Genomic DNA, 12,728 nt, shown 5'->3' with positions numbered 1-12,728 from the left:
GAATTACGTGGTGGGGTTGTGGAGCCATTTGTTGTGTTCGGCGCTTCGCCGGGCGGTGGCGAGGACGTTCGCGATGGCGGGCGAGAGATCGTTCGCGGGCCATAGCATCGACAGTTCGGCCAGGATCGGCGGATCGACGATCTCGCGGAAAACGATGCCGGTGCCGGTCTTCGCGGCGTGCTCGGCGAAGGACGCGGGGCCCAGGCCGATCTCGCGTCCGCCGGCGAGCCGGGCGAGCATGGCGTACACCGGCGGTTCGTCGAATGCGCAGATATCGGGGGAGAAGCCCGCTTCGCGGAATGCGGCGACGATGCCGTCGTAGTAGGCCGGCGCGAGGTGGCGGGGAAACAGCAGCAGCGTCTCGTCGCGGAGGGCGGTCACCGGGATCCGCGGTGTGTCGGCGAGGTGGTGGCGAGCGCTGAGAAGTGCGGAAACGGGCTCTTTGCGGAGAATCTCACCGGCTACCCCGTCGACCGGCTGTGGTGCGAGGGCGAGACCGATATCCACGGTCGCCGGCGCGGAGCCGGTCGGGGATCTCGGCACTGAAGAACTCTCGGGGGTCGACCAGGAGATCGGGGTGGTCCTCCCGGATAGCCCCCAGCAGTGTGGTGAGCGTGTCGAAGCCGGTGACCGGGGTATAGCCCAGCCGAATCGTGGTCGCGAACCCCGACCCGGCCAGCCGGGTGAGCTGCACGGCTTGCTCCAGTGCGGCCAGCGCTTTCGGCGCCTCGCGAACCAGTGTCCGGCCCGCGGCGGTGAGCTGCACCCGACGGTTCGAGCGCACGAACAACGGGGTGCCGAGGGTGTCCTCGAGTTTGCGGATCTGGTGACTCAGGGACGGCTGGGCGATGTAGAGACGGGTGGCCGCACGGCCGAAGTGGAGTTCCTCGGCTACGGCGAGGAAGTAGCGGAGCAGGCGGGGGCCGATATCGATAGACGAATTCTATCGTTTCGCGGCCGAACAAGTCTTGGACGCCCCTCGAGGGCGGCCGTACGGTCGTTTCCGGGCCATGGGAGACGTGTCACCTGCCCCGTCGAACCTGGTCGACGCCGGGGAGGTCATGGGCCGAGCACGGTGGCGGTAGCGCACAACGAAAGCTCTGAGGGAGTTACATGACGGACGTTTCGGCGATCGAGTTCGGAATCGACAGCTTCGGCGACCGGCCCCGCGACGATCGAGGAGAGATCGTCTCGCACGCGCAGGCGATCCGCGCCGCGGTGGCCGAGGCAGTCCTGGCCGATCAGGTCGGCATAGACGTGATCGCGCTGGGTGAGCATCATCGGCCGGAGTACGCGATCTCCAGCCCGGAGACGGTGCTCGCCGGAATCGCGACCGCCACGCAGCGTATCCGGCTCGCCTCGGGCGTGACGGTGCTGTCCTCGGACGACCCGGTGCGGGTCTTCCAGCGGTTCGCCACTGTGGACGCGCTGTCCGGCGGCCGGGCGGAGGTGATCCTCGGACGCGGATCGTTCACCGAGTCGTTCCCGCTGTTCGGGTACGACCTGAAAGATTACGACGTGCTGTTCGAGGAGAAGATCGATCTGTTCCACCGACTCCTGGACGAGACGCCGGTGACCTGGGAGGGCACTACCCGGGCCGCTCTGCGCGATGCCGATGTGTATCCGAAGACCGAATCGGGACGTCTCGCTACCTGGGTCGGGGTCGGCGGGACACCCGAGTCGGTGCTCCGCACCGCTCGCTACGGGTTCGGGCTCATGCTCGCCGTCATCGGCGGCGCGCCCGGACGTTTCGCCGGAGAGCGGAGGACGGGCGTGTGCTGTCACCGCGGAAATGGAGACTTCATGCGTCCGTCCTTGGACAGGGTCATGCCCGAAGCATGGAAGGCCGCGGAAGCGTTCTCGTCGGCGATTCGATCGGCGGTTCTACAGCGTGGACTCTCGGTCCAGGAGACCGAGTTCATCAAGTTGCGTGCATCGCAGATCAACGCGTGCGCGTTCTGCGTGGAGCTGCACTCGCGCGAGGCGAGACGAGCCGGAATAGCGCAGCAGAAGCTGGACCTGCTACCGGCATGGCGGGCGGCCGGATTGTTCGATGATCGACAAAGGGCGGTGCTCGCGGTCGCCGAAGCCGCCACCGTGCTCCCCACCACCGAAGAATCGGATGCCGATCTCGCCGGTGCCCGATCGGTTCTCGGCGAGGAAGCCTTCGTTGCGGCCGAATGGGTGGCGGTCACGATCAAACGCACCTCATGCGTGCGGATCCACCCTGGAGACGGCCCGGCGGCGTGCGGAACGGGACTGGCGAGCTGCTCGTCGGGCGTGCGCAATTGCTGGCAGTCGTCGCCGATGCGGCGGTGGGGACGGTCGGCATCACCGGCGACGACGGTGAATTCCATCTGATCTCCATGTGGGTCGCGCCGGAAGCGCGGGGCACCGGAGTCGCCGATCTGCTGTTGCATGCTGTGCTGGAACACGCCGGCGTCGGCGGCGGCCGGATCCGTCTCGAGGTCACCGAAGGGAACATCGCGGCCGAACGCCTGTACTTGCGCCACGGATTCCGGCGCACCGGTGTCTGCGGCACCGTCGGCGGCGACCGGCCCGAGTTCGAAATGGTCCTCGACCTGTGAGCACACCGGCCCGCCGCGGTGTCGGCCGGCGACACGGTGCGGCGGGCCCGTGCGACGGTCAGCGGCTCTCGGGCCGGCTGCGTCCGAGGAAGGCGGCCAGTCGCTCCGTCGGCCCGGCCTCGGCGGGCGGTTCGACGCGCACGCCGAACGGGGACCCGGGGCCGCGGAAGGCGTCGCTGAGCGCCCGGTCGGCGATGGCCTGCGCCTTGGCCACCAGTGCGGGTTCGGCTTCCGCGGGCTGCCCGATGGATACGGCCAGGTCCCAGCCGTGTGCGACGGTTTCCATAAGGTATCCGCCGACGGCGAGTCCGCCCGGGGCCTCGCCCCAGGGCGCGATGAGCGTGCGGGTCAGCAGCGCGTCGTCGGCCCAGTGGGCGAGGGCGGCGCTCGAGCGTTTCAGGTAGTCCTCGCCGGGCCGCTCCGTGTCGATATCCGCTCGGGAGGGGAGTACGCGCGGGTCGGCGCCCGTGGCGGTCGCCACCAGTTTGGCCGGATGGCAGGAGAGGTGCTCGAGCAGTGCGCGCACGTCGAACCCCGTGCAGGGTGTGGGCGCGTTCCAGCGGTCGGTGCGGACCGTGGCCATGAGTCCGGCCACCCACTCCTGCGCGGCGGCGAGATCTGATCGGAAATCCGGAATCTGGGTCATAGGAGCAGTCTCGGACATACAAGGTGACATCTGGTGTCACCTTTGCGTGCGATTCTGGAGAAGTGCGCGCGGATCGTCTGCTCCAGATCGTTCAACTGCTACGGCGGCACGGCCGGATGAGTGCCGCCGAGCTGGCCCGACGTCTCGAGGTCACCAAACGGACGGTGCTGCGGGATATGGAGTCGCTGTCCGGCGCCGGTATCCCGGTGTACGCGGAGCGGGGCCGCGGTGGTGGATTCGCCCTGCTCCCCGGGTTCGAACCGGATGCCGAGCAGCTCACCGCGGAAGAGGCCCGCGCGCTCTTCGTCGCGGGTGGGCGCGGTACGGCCGAAGCGCTCGGTCTGGGAAGCTCGTTCTGTAGCGCCCTGCACAAGCTGTCCACCGCTCTGCCCGACGACCAGCACCGGCTGGTCACGCATGTACAGGATCGGATCGTCCTCGATGCTGGCGGATGGCACCGCGAACCGGCGGTGCTGGACGCCTTGGCCGCGGTGCAGGCCGCGGTGCTCGACGACGAGCGGATCCGGATCCGCTACCAGTCGAGACAGGCCACCGCGCCGGGAGACCGGACCGTCGATCCGTGGGGGCTGCTCCAGGTCGGCACCACCTGGTACCTCGTCGCCGCCCATCGCGGCCGGCCGCGCAGCTACCGGGTGTCCCGGATCAGTGCCGTGCGCCGGCTCGGTGAGCCCAGCCGCCGGCCGCCGGACCTCGACCTGCGCCGGGTGTGGCGGCAGATGCGCGACGACTTCCGTGGGGCGCCCGCCACCGAGATCGTGCTACGCGTGCCCCGGCCGCGACTGTCGCTGGTCCTGCGGTCACTGGCGGTGACCGCGCTCGGTGACCCCGAACCCGTCGCCGGCGAGCCGGATGTGTACCGGCTGCGGGTGCGCAGTGTGGAAGGAGCGGCGGCCATGCTGGTGGGTTTCGGTGCCGAGGTCGATGCCCTGGCCCCGGCGGAGTTGCGGGACCGGATCATCGCGATCGCGGAGGCCGCCGGCGCTCATCATCGGACGGCGGCGGGGCAGCCGAATCCTGCCGAAGTGCTGGACGGGCGAAATCCTTGTTGACTCTCCATCTACTGGAAGGTTCAGGCTGATTGCCGTGAGTGACCACGACGCACTGTTCACCATCGGTGAGTTGGCCCGCCGCACCGGACTCTCGGTGCGGACCATCCGGTTCTGGTCGGACTCCGGAGTCGTACCGGCGACCGACCGTTCGCCGTCCGGCTACCGGCTCTACGACAGCGAAGCGGTGGCTCGGCTCGATCTGGTCCGCACGCTCCGCGAGCTGGGTCTGGATCTGCCGACTGTGCAGAAGGTGTTGCGGCGGCAGGCCACTGTGGCCGAGGTCGCCGCATCGCACGCCCGCGCTCTGGACGCCGAGATCCGCACCCTGCGGATCCGGCGGGCGGTGCTGCGTTCGGTCGCTCATCGAGGAAGCTCGACCGAGGAGATGAGAATCATGCACAAGATGGCCCGACTGTCCGCCGCCGAACGCCAACGGCTGATCGACGACTTCGTCGACGCCATGTTCGACGGGATAGCGGATGACGCGCCGGGAGCGAATATCGCCCAGGGGATGCGAATGCTCCCCGCCGAACTTCCCGACGACCCGAGCCCGGAACAAGTGGATGCCTGGATCGAATTGGCCGAATTGGTCGCCGACGCCGACTTCCAGGCGCGTTGCCGGCAGATGGCGGTGACCGGTGCCACGGGTGATACCGGGCCGGAGGCCGCGATCGACCCGGCGCGGGTATCCGAGCACGCCCTCCGCGCGCTCGACGGAGGCGTGACACCCGAATCAGACCGCGGCCGAGAGGTACTCGAACAGATCATCGACGCCGATCTGCCTGCGGCGGAACGCCGGCGACTGGCCGACCGGACGGAGGTGTTCACCGACCGCCGGGTCGAGCGGTATTGGGAACTGCTGGCGGTGCTCAACGGCTGGCCGCAGCGGGAACCCCTGGTACCGGCCTGGGAGTGGGTCATCGACGCATTACGTGCCCACGCCTGATCCACGTCTCCGGTGCGGTGACACCATCGCCGCACCGGAGACGACTTCTTCCGAAACATCCCGACGGGTTCATCCTGTCGCTTCGAGCCTGGCCCGGACCTCCTCGATATGGCCGGCCAACTCGGCCTCGTCGATGATTCCTCTGGCGATCAGCGAATGCGCCAGCGCGACGAGCTGATTCTCCGGGAACGGCAGCGCCGCATACACCTCCTCGGTGAGACGGTCCTCCTCGTCACGCCGAGCGAGCAGCGGAAGCGCCGCCCCTTCGCGGTCGAGAGCGTCGCATATCCCGTCCAAACTCGATTTCCACGGTGGCGACGGGTTCTCGACGCCGTACTTGTCGGCCATCCGTGACCACACCTGCCCCCGGGCGATCATCTCCTCCAGCAGCCGCACCCTGACCCGCGTGATGTCCTCGCTCACTGGCATCCGTTGTCCTCCGGTCCGTCAGTAGTTCTGTGCCGGGTGCACCGCGGTGTGTACGGGGCGTTCCACGTCCGCGGTCCGTCCGGGCTTGGGCAGTGCGACACCGATCAAACAGTCACGTGTCACGATCTGGGTGAGCTGCTCCTCGGTCCATCCCTGTGTGCCGTCCGGGCGTACCGGCAGGACCATGAACCGATGTTTGGAATTGGAGTCCTCGACGCGGATCTCGACGTCTTCGGTGAGGTAGAGGCCGAACTCGGCGAGAACCTGACGCGGCCAGCGGACGAGCCGGCGGCGGTAGTTCGGCGTCCGATACCACTCGGGCGAATTCCCGAGCAGCGGACGGGGATAGCAGGAACACAGACTGCAGCAGACCACGTGATGCAGCGTCGGCGTGTCCTCGAGGACGTGCAGGGCGGTGAAATCGCTGGGAGTTCCGAAGCCGGTCGGTTTCAGCCAATCGATACCGACCTCATGGCATGCCGTGATCGCGTCTTCCAAGGCGAGCTGTTTGAAATCGGGGTCGGACCACGCCTTGGCGACGAAACGGGCACCCGGCGCCGGCCCCAGTTGCTCGAAGTACTCGGTGTAGCGGCGGTGGTCCTCGGCGGTGAACAATCCCTTCTCGATCGCGAGCTCGCGTAGCGCGATCTCGAGCACCTCGAAATCGGTGACCTCCTCCACCATCGGCGCCGCGTGCCGGGGTGCGTCCTGGTCCTCGCCTTCGTTCGAATTCCCGCTCATCGTGTTCCTCTCACTGAGGTGTAACCCGGTCTACGAGATCGCCTGGAGCCAGGGCTCCGATATTTCCGCCTGCAAGGTGTCACCGGGGGCTCCCTGGTACGGATCCCACAGATCTGTCATATCGAAGCGCACGATATAGAACCATTCGGGGCGCCGGTCCTCGCGGTCGAATGCCTCGTCTTCCGGTATCGGGCTCTCGTAGGACACCTTGACGACCGTCCCCGGTTTACCGCGCAGATACTCCTGGGTGCGGGTGTAGAAAATAGTCGGAAGGTCCCGCACCAGTACCCGGTCGCCGACCTCGAACCGGGGAGTGTCGGCCTGCCCGGCAAAGCATTGGGGATCGCCGTGGCCGACCGCGTCACGGTGATGAATATTGCGGGCCACCTCGGTACCGTCTCCGGTGCCGCGGGGCGTGGCTTCCAACGGGCCGGAACTGCCCGCGCTGCGCTCCCGGACCTCCTGGGTTCGTTCGAGCAGTTCACGCAGCGTGATGTGCCGTTTGTCGATGAGGCAGCGAGCGACGGCCAGCACCCAGCGGCCGTAATAGGGGAAACCGAGATACTGTGTACGCCCCACATCGACATTTCCCAGCCGGCGGCGTTCCTCCGAAGTCCAGATGCCCCGCCAGCCCAGCACCTCACAGGTGATGAACGTATTGAGCTCCCAGACCTCCTCTTCCTTTTCTTCGAAAACAGCCGGTGCGTCGGGTTCCCCGCCCACATCGTGCGGGGTCTTCATGAAGGCCCGGAACAGCGCGTGATCGATCTGATCGGGGTAGGGCCAATCGCGGAGCTGGTGTAGCGCGACGCGCAGCTGACTGACGTAGTCGTCCATGACCGAATTTGCCATGATCGCCATCTCCCTGAAGTGGGTAGGTCGCCATCAACCTTAACGGGGGTCGGTCGGACTCCCGGGTTTCGAAACCATCAAATCTGCGATTCGGTTCCGGTGGCGCCGACCAGCCGATACTCCGGTTCGGTATCGGTATCGCGGCGGCGTAGGGAAGACGCCCTGCCTCCCTCCCGGTCACCCGGCGCGTGGGTCCCGGGCGCGGGCGGAGTCCGGCTCGGAAGCGTTCCGATGGCCGCTCCCCCCATCGGTACCGGTGGGTCTCGCAGGACGCCTCAGGGGTCGGCGCGCGTGGTACGGAGGGACCGACGGTGGCATTCGCGGCGACGCGCCGAAAATCTCGACACACCGTGACGGGATATCAATGTCTTTGCAGCGCAGAGGTTTACGGATATTGTCGCGCAAATGGTCGGCTCCGCGCACGAGGCGATGCACCGCCTCTTCCAACATGACCCCGGCGTTTTCGCACGGGCGTTCCGCGCTCTGGAACTCCCCTTCGACGACCCGTCGGAGGTCGCCGTTCTCACCAACGATCTCACCGAGATCCATCCGCTGGAGCGCCGGGTCGACACGCTACTACGGATCACGCCGGTCGTGGGCTCTCCGTTCCTGCTGCTGGTGGAGGCGCAAAGTCGTAAAGATCGGGACAAGCCGAGCGCGTGGGCGTACTACCTGACCTATCTGCACGCCAAGTATCGGCTCGGCGTCGTACTACTGGTCGTATGTCAGGACACCGCGACCGCCGAGTGGGCCGACCAACCGATCACCATCGGAGTGCCGAACTGGCCCACGGTCACTGTGCGTCCCTTGGTGCTCGGGCCGCACAATGTCCCCGTTGTCACCGATCCGAATCTGGCTTCGGCCAATATTCCGCTGGCCACGTTGTCGGCGATTACGCATGCCAAGGATGCCGGTGTCGATGCGATACTGAGAGCACTTGCCGAGGCCCTGCACGGCCTGGGCAACGAAGAAGACCTCCACGTCTTCGCCGAACTCACCGAACTCGGCCTCGCCAACACGGCGGCCGCGGATACCTGGAGCAAACTGATGAGCGTGGATCTGTCGTTCTACCGATCGAAGACGTCCCAGCGCCTGCGGGCCGAGGGGCGGGCCGAGGGGCGGGCCGAGGGGCGGGCCGAAGGCAAGCTCGAAGATGTGATCGACAAGATCCTGCGACTGCTGCAAGCACGAGGAGTCACAGTCCCAGCAGCGGCCGAGGAACGTATCCGGAGCTGTGCGGACCTCGACCTACTCGACCGGTGGTTCGACCGGGCCATCACCGCATCGGATATCGCGGAGGTATTCGCCGACTGAGGCCGGCAGCCGAGGGCCGAACAGCGGGGGATCCGGGTCCGGGCGTATCCGCGGGTGGTCGGCTCGACCGCCGGGTCACGCCCGGCTGTGGTGGCCCACCTTCGAATCGATGTCACCACAGCCGACCGCGTGTGGCCTCCTGTTACCTACACCGACCGTCCACGGACTCATCGCCTCGAGCCTGATGCGGCGGTCACCGCGCGACGGGCTGCTCGAGTCGTCCGCTCGGCCGGAAGTCGGCGCCCGTCCGGTCAGAACTCCCAGTCCTCGTCCTCGGTGTTGACCGCCTTACCGATGACATAGCTGGAACCCGAACCCGAGAAGAAGTCGTGGTTCTCGTCGGCGTTGGGGGACAGGGCCGACAGGATGGCCGGGTTGACCTCGGTCTCGTCCTTCGGGAACAGGCCCTCGTAGCCCAGGTTCATCAGGGCCTTGTTGGCGTTGTAGCGGAGGAACTTCTTGACGTCCTCGGTCAGGCCGACCTCGTCGTAGAGATCCTGGGTGTACTCGACCTCGTTGTCGTAGAGCTCGAACAGCAGCTCGAAGGTGTAGTTCTTCAGCTCGTCGCGTTCGGCCTGGGTGACCTGTTCGAGCCCACGCTGGTACTTGTAGCCGATGTAGTAGCCGTGCACCGCCTCGTCGCGGATGATCAGGCGGATCATATCGGCGGTGTTGGTGAGCTTGGCGCGCGAGGACCAGTGCATCGGCAGGTAGAAGCCGGAATAGAACAGGAAGCTCTCCAGCAGAGTGGAGGCGACCTTGCGCTCGAGCGGGTCGTCGCCACGGTAGTACTCGAGGACGATCTCGGCCTTGCGCTGGAGGTTGCGGTTCTCCTCCGACCAGCGGAAGGCGTCGTCGATCTCCCGGGTCGAGCACAGGGTGGAGAAGATGGAGCTGTAGCTCTTGGCGTGCACCGACTCCATGAACGCGATATTGGTGAGCACCGCCTCTTCGTGCGGGGTCAGCGCGTCGGGGATGAGGCTGACCGCGCCGACGGTGCCCTGGATGGTGTCCAGCAGGGTGAGGCCGGTGAACACTCGCATGGTGAGTTGTTTCTCATCGGCGGTGAGGGTGTTCCAGGACGGGATGTCATTGGACACCGGGACCTTCTCCGGAAGCCAGAAGTTACCGGTGAGCCGATCCCAGACCTCGGCGTCCTTCTCGTCGGGTACCCGATTCCAGTTGATGGCCGAAACCCGATCGATGAGCTTCATGCTGCTTCCACACCCTTCCCAACGAATCCGACGACTGCCCTGCGCGTGCCGTAACACTACCCCTTGGGGGTCGAATCACCGAGCGCCACCACAACTTGTGTTTTGCGCGTCGAATGCGCTAGGGGGCGGCGGATTTCGGCGCGCGTGGACCGCAGGCGCCGAGCGTACTTCAGTCGTCGGTCGGCGGTTTGTGGTGGCCGTCGGATCCGTTGTCACCCGAGGAGGACGGGGACATGGCGAGACCGAAGGCCAGGCCGAAGCCGATACCCAGCCCGATACCGAGTGCCAGATTGTTCAGCACGACCAGGCCGAGCGGAATCCCGATCGCCAGTCCGATGACGATCCCGATACTCAGCCGGCTTGCGAGCGAGCGATCACCCTCAGCGTTGTCGCCCATACTTCGAAGGTACGCTCGTCAGTGCCGTTCACCTGCGGAAATGTATCTCGGAACGGTTGATGTCCGATTGCGGACCGGTGGCTTCGGCGCCGGGCGTGGACCGGGCGCTCGGGTCCGGTACGCGCTCAGTTGGCCGACGTCCCGGCCCGCGGACCGCCGGACGCGCTGCCGGCGGATGCCCCGCCGCCGGGGGGCGGGCCCGCGGGCGCGGCGCCGCCGGGTCCCGTACCACCCCCGGGTGGCGCCGGCGGGGTGTCACCCTGCCCCGGACCGCCCTCGGCGCGATTCGCCGACTTCTCGGCTACGCCGATGGTCAGGGTGATCTCCATCCCGCTCTTCGGGTCGCCGGTGACCGTGGCCGGCTCGGCGTCCCAGCCGTCCCCGAAGACATTGTCACCGGCCGGCGTGACCTCCGCCAGGTTCGTCACGCTGCGGGCATAACCCGAGTCGGCGTCGAACACCTGTTCACACGCCTGCTGGGGTAGCGCGATCTGCGAGGTCAGGCGGGCGTTCTCGCCGGCGACCGCGGTCTCCAGGCTGTCGTAGACCTCGAAGTGGATATGTGGCCGGCGCCCCGAATAGCAGGCCGGGAAGATCGAGGTGAAGCTCACCTGCCCGGCTTCGTCGGCGACCTGCACCCCGCGCAGATAGTTCTGTTCGGTGATGCCTCGGCCGTAGCGCGAGTATTCGCCGTCGCGGTCGCAATGCCACAGGTAGAGGGCCATTCCCTGGCCGGCGGCGCCATCGCGCGCGAGATCCCGCAAGGTGAGCCGTATCGTCACCGGGACGCCGTCGGCGGTGCCGGTGTACGAGCCGAAGCTGCTGGTGATATCGGAGCGGACCACACCGGACTCGACCAGCACATTCGGTCCGTTGGAGCCGTCGCCGGGATACGGTCCGGCCGTCTCCTGCGGGGCGGCGGCGACCGCGTTGCCGCTCGCGGCGGCGGTCGATGCCGAACCGGTGGCCGTGGTGCCGGTGCCGGATGAGCAGGCCGCGGCCACGGACGCGGTCCCGACCGCGCCCATGATCCACAGCGCCCGCCGCCGGGACAGCATCACCGACATATCGTGGGCGAGCCCGAGATCGTGTTCGTGGGGTAGTTCCGTTCGGGGCCGGTCGGGTCGTTTCCGCACGTGCGCACCTCTTTTCGATGGGGTGACAACCACGGTAGGAACGCTGTCTGGCGGATTGCTGGAGCCGCACTGTGAGTCCTCTGTGGACCGGCCGGCCCGCGTCGGTGGTAGGCCGGGACCGGCGAGCGTCGGCCCGGTTGCTCACCCGGCTCGAGGCCGTGCCGGGTCGTGAGGGGTGGCAACGGTGCGGAACAAGGGCCAGCCCGCCGGCCGGTACCGGCGGTCCCGCGCCCGATCGGCTGGGTGCGGGAGTCAGTCCAGGACGTAGGCGTTGAGGGTGTCGCGGATATCGGTGAGGATTGCCCGCGCCGCCGTGAGCCCGGTGGTGTGCCAGAGCGTGTCGTCGACGACGAAGGTGCGCTTGTCGCTCACCGCGCCGAGTTCCTCCCACGGCTCCGAACGCATCACCGATTCCCCGTGCTCCTGCCCGTCCGGGCCGGCGAACAGCACATAGATCAGATCGCCCTCGGCGGCCATCGGATCGGACTCGTCGATCGGCGCCGAGGTCTCCCGCTGCGCGGTGGGCCGGGTGGCGCCGGTATCGGCGAGAATCTGCGCGGCGAAGGTCTCGCTGCCCAGATACTCCGTACCGCCGGGGGTGAAACGCACGATCGAGGCCTGGACGTAGCGGGCGTTGAGGGTGGCGCCGGTATCGGCGGCCTCGGTGTGATAGGCGTCCAGCGCCGCCGCGCCCGCCGCCTGCCGGCCCATCGCGCCCGCGAACGCGGTGAACTGCTTCTCCCAGTCCGGCTCCTCGCCGATCAGCACCGTCGGGGCGATCGCGCTCAGCGCCGCGTAGTCGCCCCGGCCGGCGGGGACCTCACCGAGGATCAGGTCGGGGTCCAGTTGTGCGATGAGGGCCGGGTCGGGGTCGGCGGCGGTACCCACGCCGGGGATCTCGACGACCCCGTAACCCAGATACCCGGGCTGCGGCACCGGACCCGGGATCGTGGTCGCGCCGACGACCCGCTCCCACAGACCGACCCCGCAGGTGGCGTCGAGCGCGGAGGTGCCCAGCACCACGATGCGCTGCGGATCCGCCGGCACCCGCGATTCGCCCGACGCGTGCCGGACGGTGCGGGTCGGCCCGTCCGCCGGATCGGGAGCAGACGGCAGCGGGCAGGCCTGCGAGGTGTCACGTTCGATGCCGACCACCCCCGCACCGGCGATATTCGTGGTGGTGCGGATGATCGAGGCCGAATCGTCGGGATGGCTCGCGCACGCGGACACCGCCAGCGCGGTGCAGGCGAGCACGGCGCCCAGCAGCCGGCCGATCCGGCCGGAGATCCGGGGCTCACGCGCGGCGGGGATGTGGACAGCGGGGCTCACCGGCATGCCGGGAAGGGTACATGCTCACAGGAATTCGACGCGCGCCAGTGTTGGCCGGCGCCGCCT

Annotated in this window: 15 protein-coding genes; 5 read left to right on the top strand and 10 right to left on the bottom strand. The window is 67.7% G+C overall.

All coding sequences use genetic code 11. The features are described 5' to 3' along the window. Window positions 1-3: 3 nt before the first annotated feature. Together ABZV91_RS16775 and ABZV91_RS16770 are read right to left on the bottom strand one after the other, a co-directional pair. A complete protein-coding gene (locus ABZV91_RS16775) occupies window positions 4-507 on the bottom strand; it encodes a LysR family substrate-binding domain-containing protein (protein WP_355242026.1) in 504 nt (167 codons plus the stop codon). Continuing rightward, window positions 455-916, bottom strand: coding sequence for a LysR family transcriptional regulator (locus tag ABZV91_RS16770; protein WP_355242023.1), 462 nt, complete (start codon window positions 914-916; stop codon window positions 455-457). Before ABZV91_RS16770 ends, ABZV91_RS16775 begins: the two co-directional genes overlap by 53 nt. Before the next feature lie 197 nt (window positions 917-1,113). Here ABZV91_RS16770 and ABZV91_RS16765 point away from each other — a divergent pair, with 197 nt between their 5' ends. Then, window positions 1,114-2,361, top strand: a complete 1,248-nt coding sequence (locus ABZV91_RS16765) for an LLM class flavin-dependent oxidoreductase (RefSeq protein WP_355241931.1) — start codon at window positions 1,114-1,116, stop codon at window positions 2,359-2,361. Beyond that, complete coding sequence (locus ABZV91_RS16760; protein WP_355241928.1) at window positions 2,316-2,588, top strand: GNAT family N-acetyltransferase; 273 nt, start codon at window positions 2,316-2,318, stop codon at window positions 2,586-2,588. Before ABZV91_RS16765 ends, ABZV91_RS16760 begins: the two co-directional genes overlap by 46 nt. A gap of 58 nt (window positions 2,589-2,646) precedes the next feature. On the opposite strand, the gene ABZV91_RS16755 is transcribed toward ABZV91_RS16760, so the two are convergent. Beyond that, window positions 2,647-3,234 (bottom strand): TIGR03086 family metal-binding protein, encoded by a 588-nt coding sequence (locus tag ABZV91_RS16755; RefSeq protein ID WP_355241925.1) that lies wholly within the window; start codon window positions 3,232-3,234, stop codon window positions 2,647-2,649. 62 nt (window positions 3,235-3,296) lie between these two features. Here ABZV91_RS16755 and ABZV91_RS16750 point away from each other — a divergent pair, with 62 nt between their 5' ends. After that, window positions 3,297-4,304 carry a YafY family protein gene (locus ABZV91_RS16750; RefSeq protein ID WP_355241922.1) on the top strand — a complete coding sequence of 336 codons (1,008 nt, stop codon included), beginning with the start codon at window positions 3,297-3,299 and terminating at the stop codon, window positions 4,302-4,304. Window positions 4,305-4,338: 34 nt separating this feature from the next. Then, entirely contained in the window at window positions 4,339-5,250 is a 912-nt protein-coding gene (locus tag ABZV91_RS16745; RefSeq protein ID WP_355241919.1) for a MerR family transcriptional regulator, read from the top strand. A 69-nt stretch (window positions 5,251-5,319) separates the two neighbouring features. Here the strand turns inward: ABZV91_RS16745 and ABZV91_RS16740 are convergent, their stop codons facing one another. The 3 genes from ABZV91_RS16740 to ABZV91_RS16730 are packed head-to-tail and all read right to left on the bottom strand — an operon-like array spanning window position 5,320 to window position 7,272. Further along, window positions 5,320-5,679, bottom strand: coding sequence for a thiocyanate hydrolase (locus ABZV91_RS16740; protein ID WP_355241916.1), 360 nt, complete (start codon window positions 5,677-5,679; stop codon window positions 5,320-5,322). A gap of 18 nt (window positions 5,680-5,697) precedes the next feature. After that, window positions 5,698-6,420, bottom strand: coding sequence for a thiocyanate hydrolase subunit gamma (gene scnC / locus ABZV91_RS16735; protein WP_355241913.1), 723 nt, complete (start codon window positions 6,418-6,420; stop codon window positions 5,698-5,700). A 30-nt stretch (window positions 6,421-6,450) separates the two neighbouring features. Continuing rightward, on the bottom strand, window positions 6,451-7,272 hold the full coding sequence (locus ABZV91_RS16730; RefSeq protein ID WP_355241910.1) for an SH3-like domain-containing protein: 822 nt from the start codon (window positions 7,270-7,272) through the stop codon (window positions 6,451-6,453). A gap of 405 nt (window positions 7,273-7,677) precedes the next feature. On the opposite strand from ABZV91_RS16730, the gene ABZV91_RS16725 reads away from it, so the two are divergent. Beyond that, entirely contained in the window at window positions 7,678-8,586 is a 909-nt protein-coding gene (locus ABZV91_RS16725; RefSeq protein ID WP_355241907.1) for a hypothetical protein, read from the top strand. 251 nt (window positions 8,587-8,837) lie between these two features. On the opposite strand, the gene nrdF is transcribed toward ABZV91_RS16725, so the two are convergent. From nrdF to ABZV91_RS16705, 4 genes are all read right to left on the bottom strand, one after another. Beyond that, window positions 8,838-9,800: a class 1b ribonucleoside-diphosphate reductase subunit beta gene (gene nrdF, locus ABZV91_RS16720; RefSeq protein ID WP_355241904.1), complete on the bottom strand. Its 963-nt coding sequence runs from the start codon at window positions 9,798-9,800 to the stop codon at window positions 8,838-8,840. A 169-nt stretch (window positions 9,801-9,969) separates the two neighbouring features. Beyond that, complete coding sequence (locus tag ABZV91_RS16715) at window positions 9,970-10,197, bottom strand: hypothetical protein (RefSeq protein WP_355241901.1); 228 nt, start codon at window positions 10,195-10,197, stop codon at window positions 9,970-9,972. Window positions 10,198-10,322: 125 nt separating this feature from the next. Continuing rightward, window positions 10,323-11,333 (bottom strand): dioxygenase, encoded by a 1,011-nt coding sequence (locus ABZV91_RS16710; RefSeq protein ID WP_355241898.1) that lies wholly within the window; start codon window positions 11,331-11,333, stop codon window positions 10,323-10,325. A gap of 252 nt (window positions 11,334-11,585) precedes the next feature. After that, window positions 11,586-12,668: an ABC transporter substrate-binding protein gene (locus ABZV91_RS16705; protein WP_355241895.1), complete on the bottom strand. Its 1,083-nt coding sequence runs from the start codon at window positions 12,666-12,668 to the stop codon at window positions 11,586-11,588. Window positions 12,669-12,728: the final 60 nt, after the last annotated feature.

The organism is Nocardia sp. NPDC004568 (genome assembly GCF_040609955.1).
Lineage (GTDB): Bacteria > Actinomycetota > Actinomycetes > Mycobacteriales > Mycobacteriaceae > Nocardia.
The sequence above is the reverse complement of the archived record's forward strand: the minus strand, read 5'-3'. Positions and strand labels throughout refer to the sequence as shown.

Coding starts and splice junctions, on each gene's coding strand:
- scnC (WP_355241913.1), bottom strand. CDS start 6,420: ATGAGCGGGAATTCGAACGAAGGCGAGGACCAGGACGCACCCCGGCAC.
- ABZV91_RS16765 (WP_355241931.1), top strand. CDS start 1,114: ATGACGGACGTTTCGGCGATCGAGTTCGGAATCGACAGCTTCGGCGAC.
- ABZV91_RS16705 (WP_355241895.1), bottom strand. CDS start 12,668: ATGCCGGTGAGCCCCGCTGTCCACATCCCCGCCGCGCGTGAGCCCCGG.
- ABZV91_RS16715 (WP_355241901.1), bottom strand. CDS start 10,197: ATGGGCGACAACGCTGAGGGTGATCGCTCGCTCGCAAGCCGGCTGAGT.
- ABZV91_RS16740 (WP_355241916.1), bottom strand. CDS start 5,679: ATGCCAGTGAGCGAGGACATCACGCGGGTCAGGGTGCGGCTGCTGGAG.
- ABZV91_RS16755 (WP_355241925.1), bottom strand. CDS start 3,234: ATGACCCAGATTCCGGATTTCCGATCAGATCTCGCCGCCGCGCAGGAG.
- ABZV91_RS16725 (WP_355241907.1), top strand. CDS start 7,678: ATGGTCGGCTCCGCGCACGAGGCGATGCACCGCCTCTTCCAACATGAC.
- ABZV91_RS16730 (WP_355241910.1), bottom strand. CDS start 7,272: ATGGCAAATTCGGTCATGGACGACTACGTCAGTCAGCTGCGCGTCGCG.
- nrdF (WP_355241904.1), bottom strand. CDS start 9,800: ATGAAGCTCATCGATCGGGTTTCGGCCATCAACTGGAATCGGGTACCC.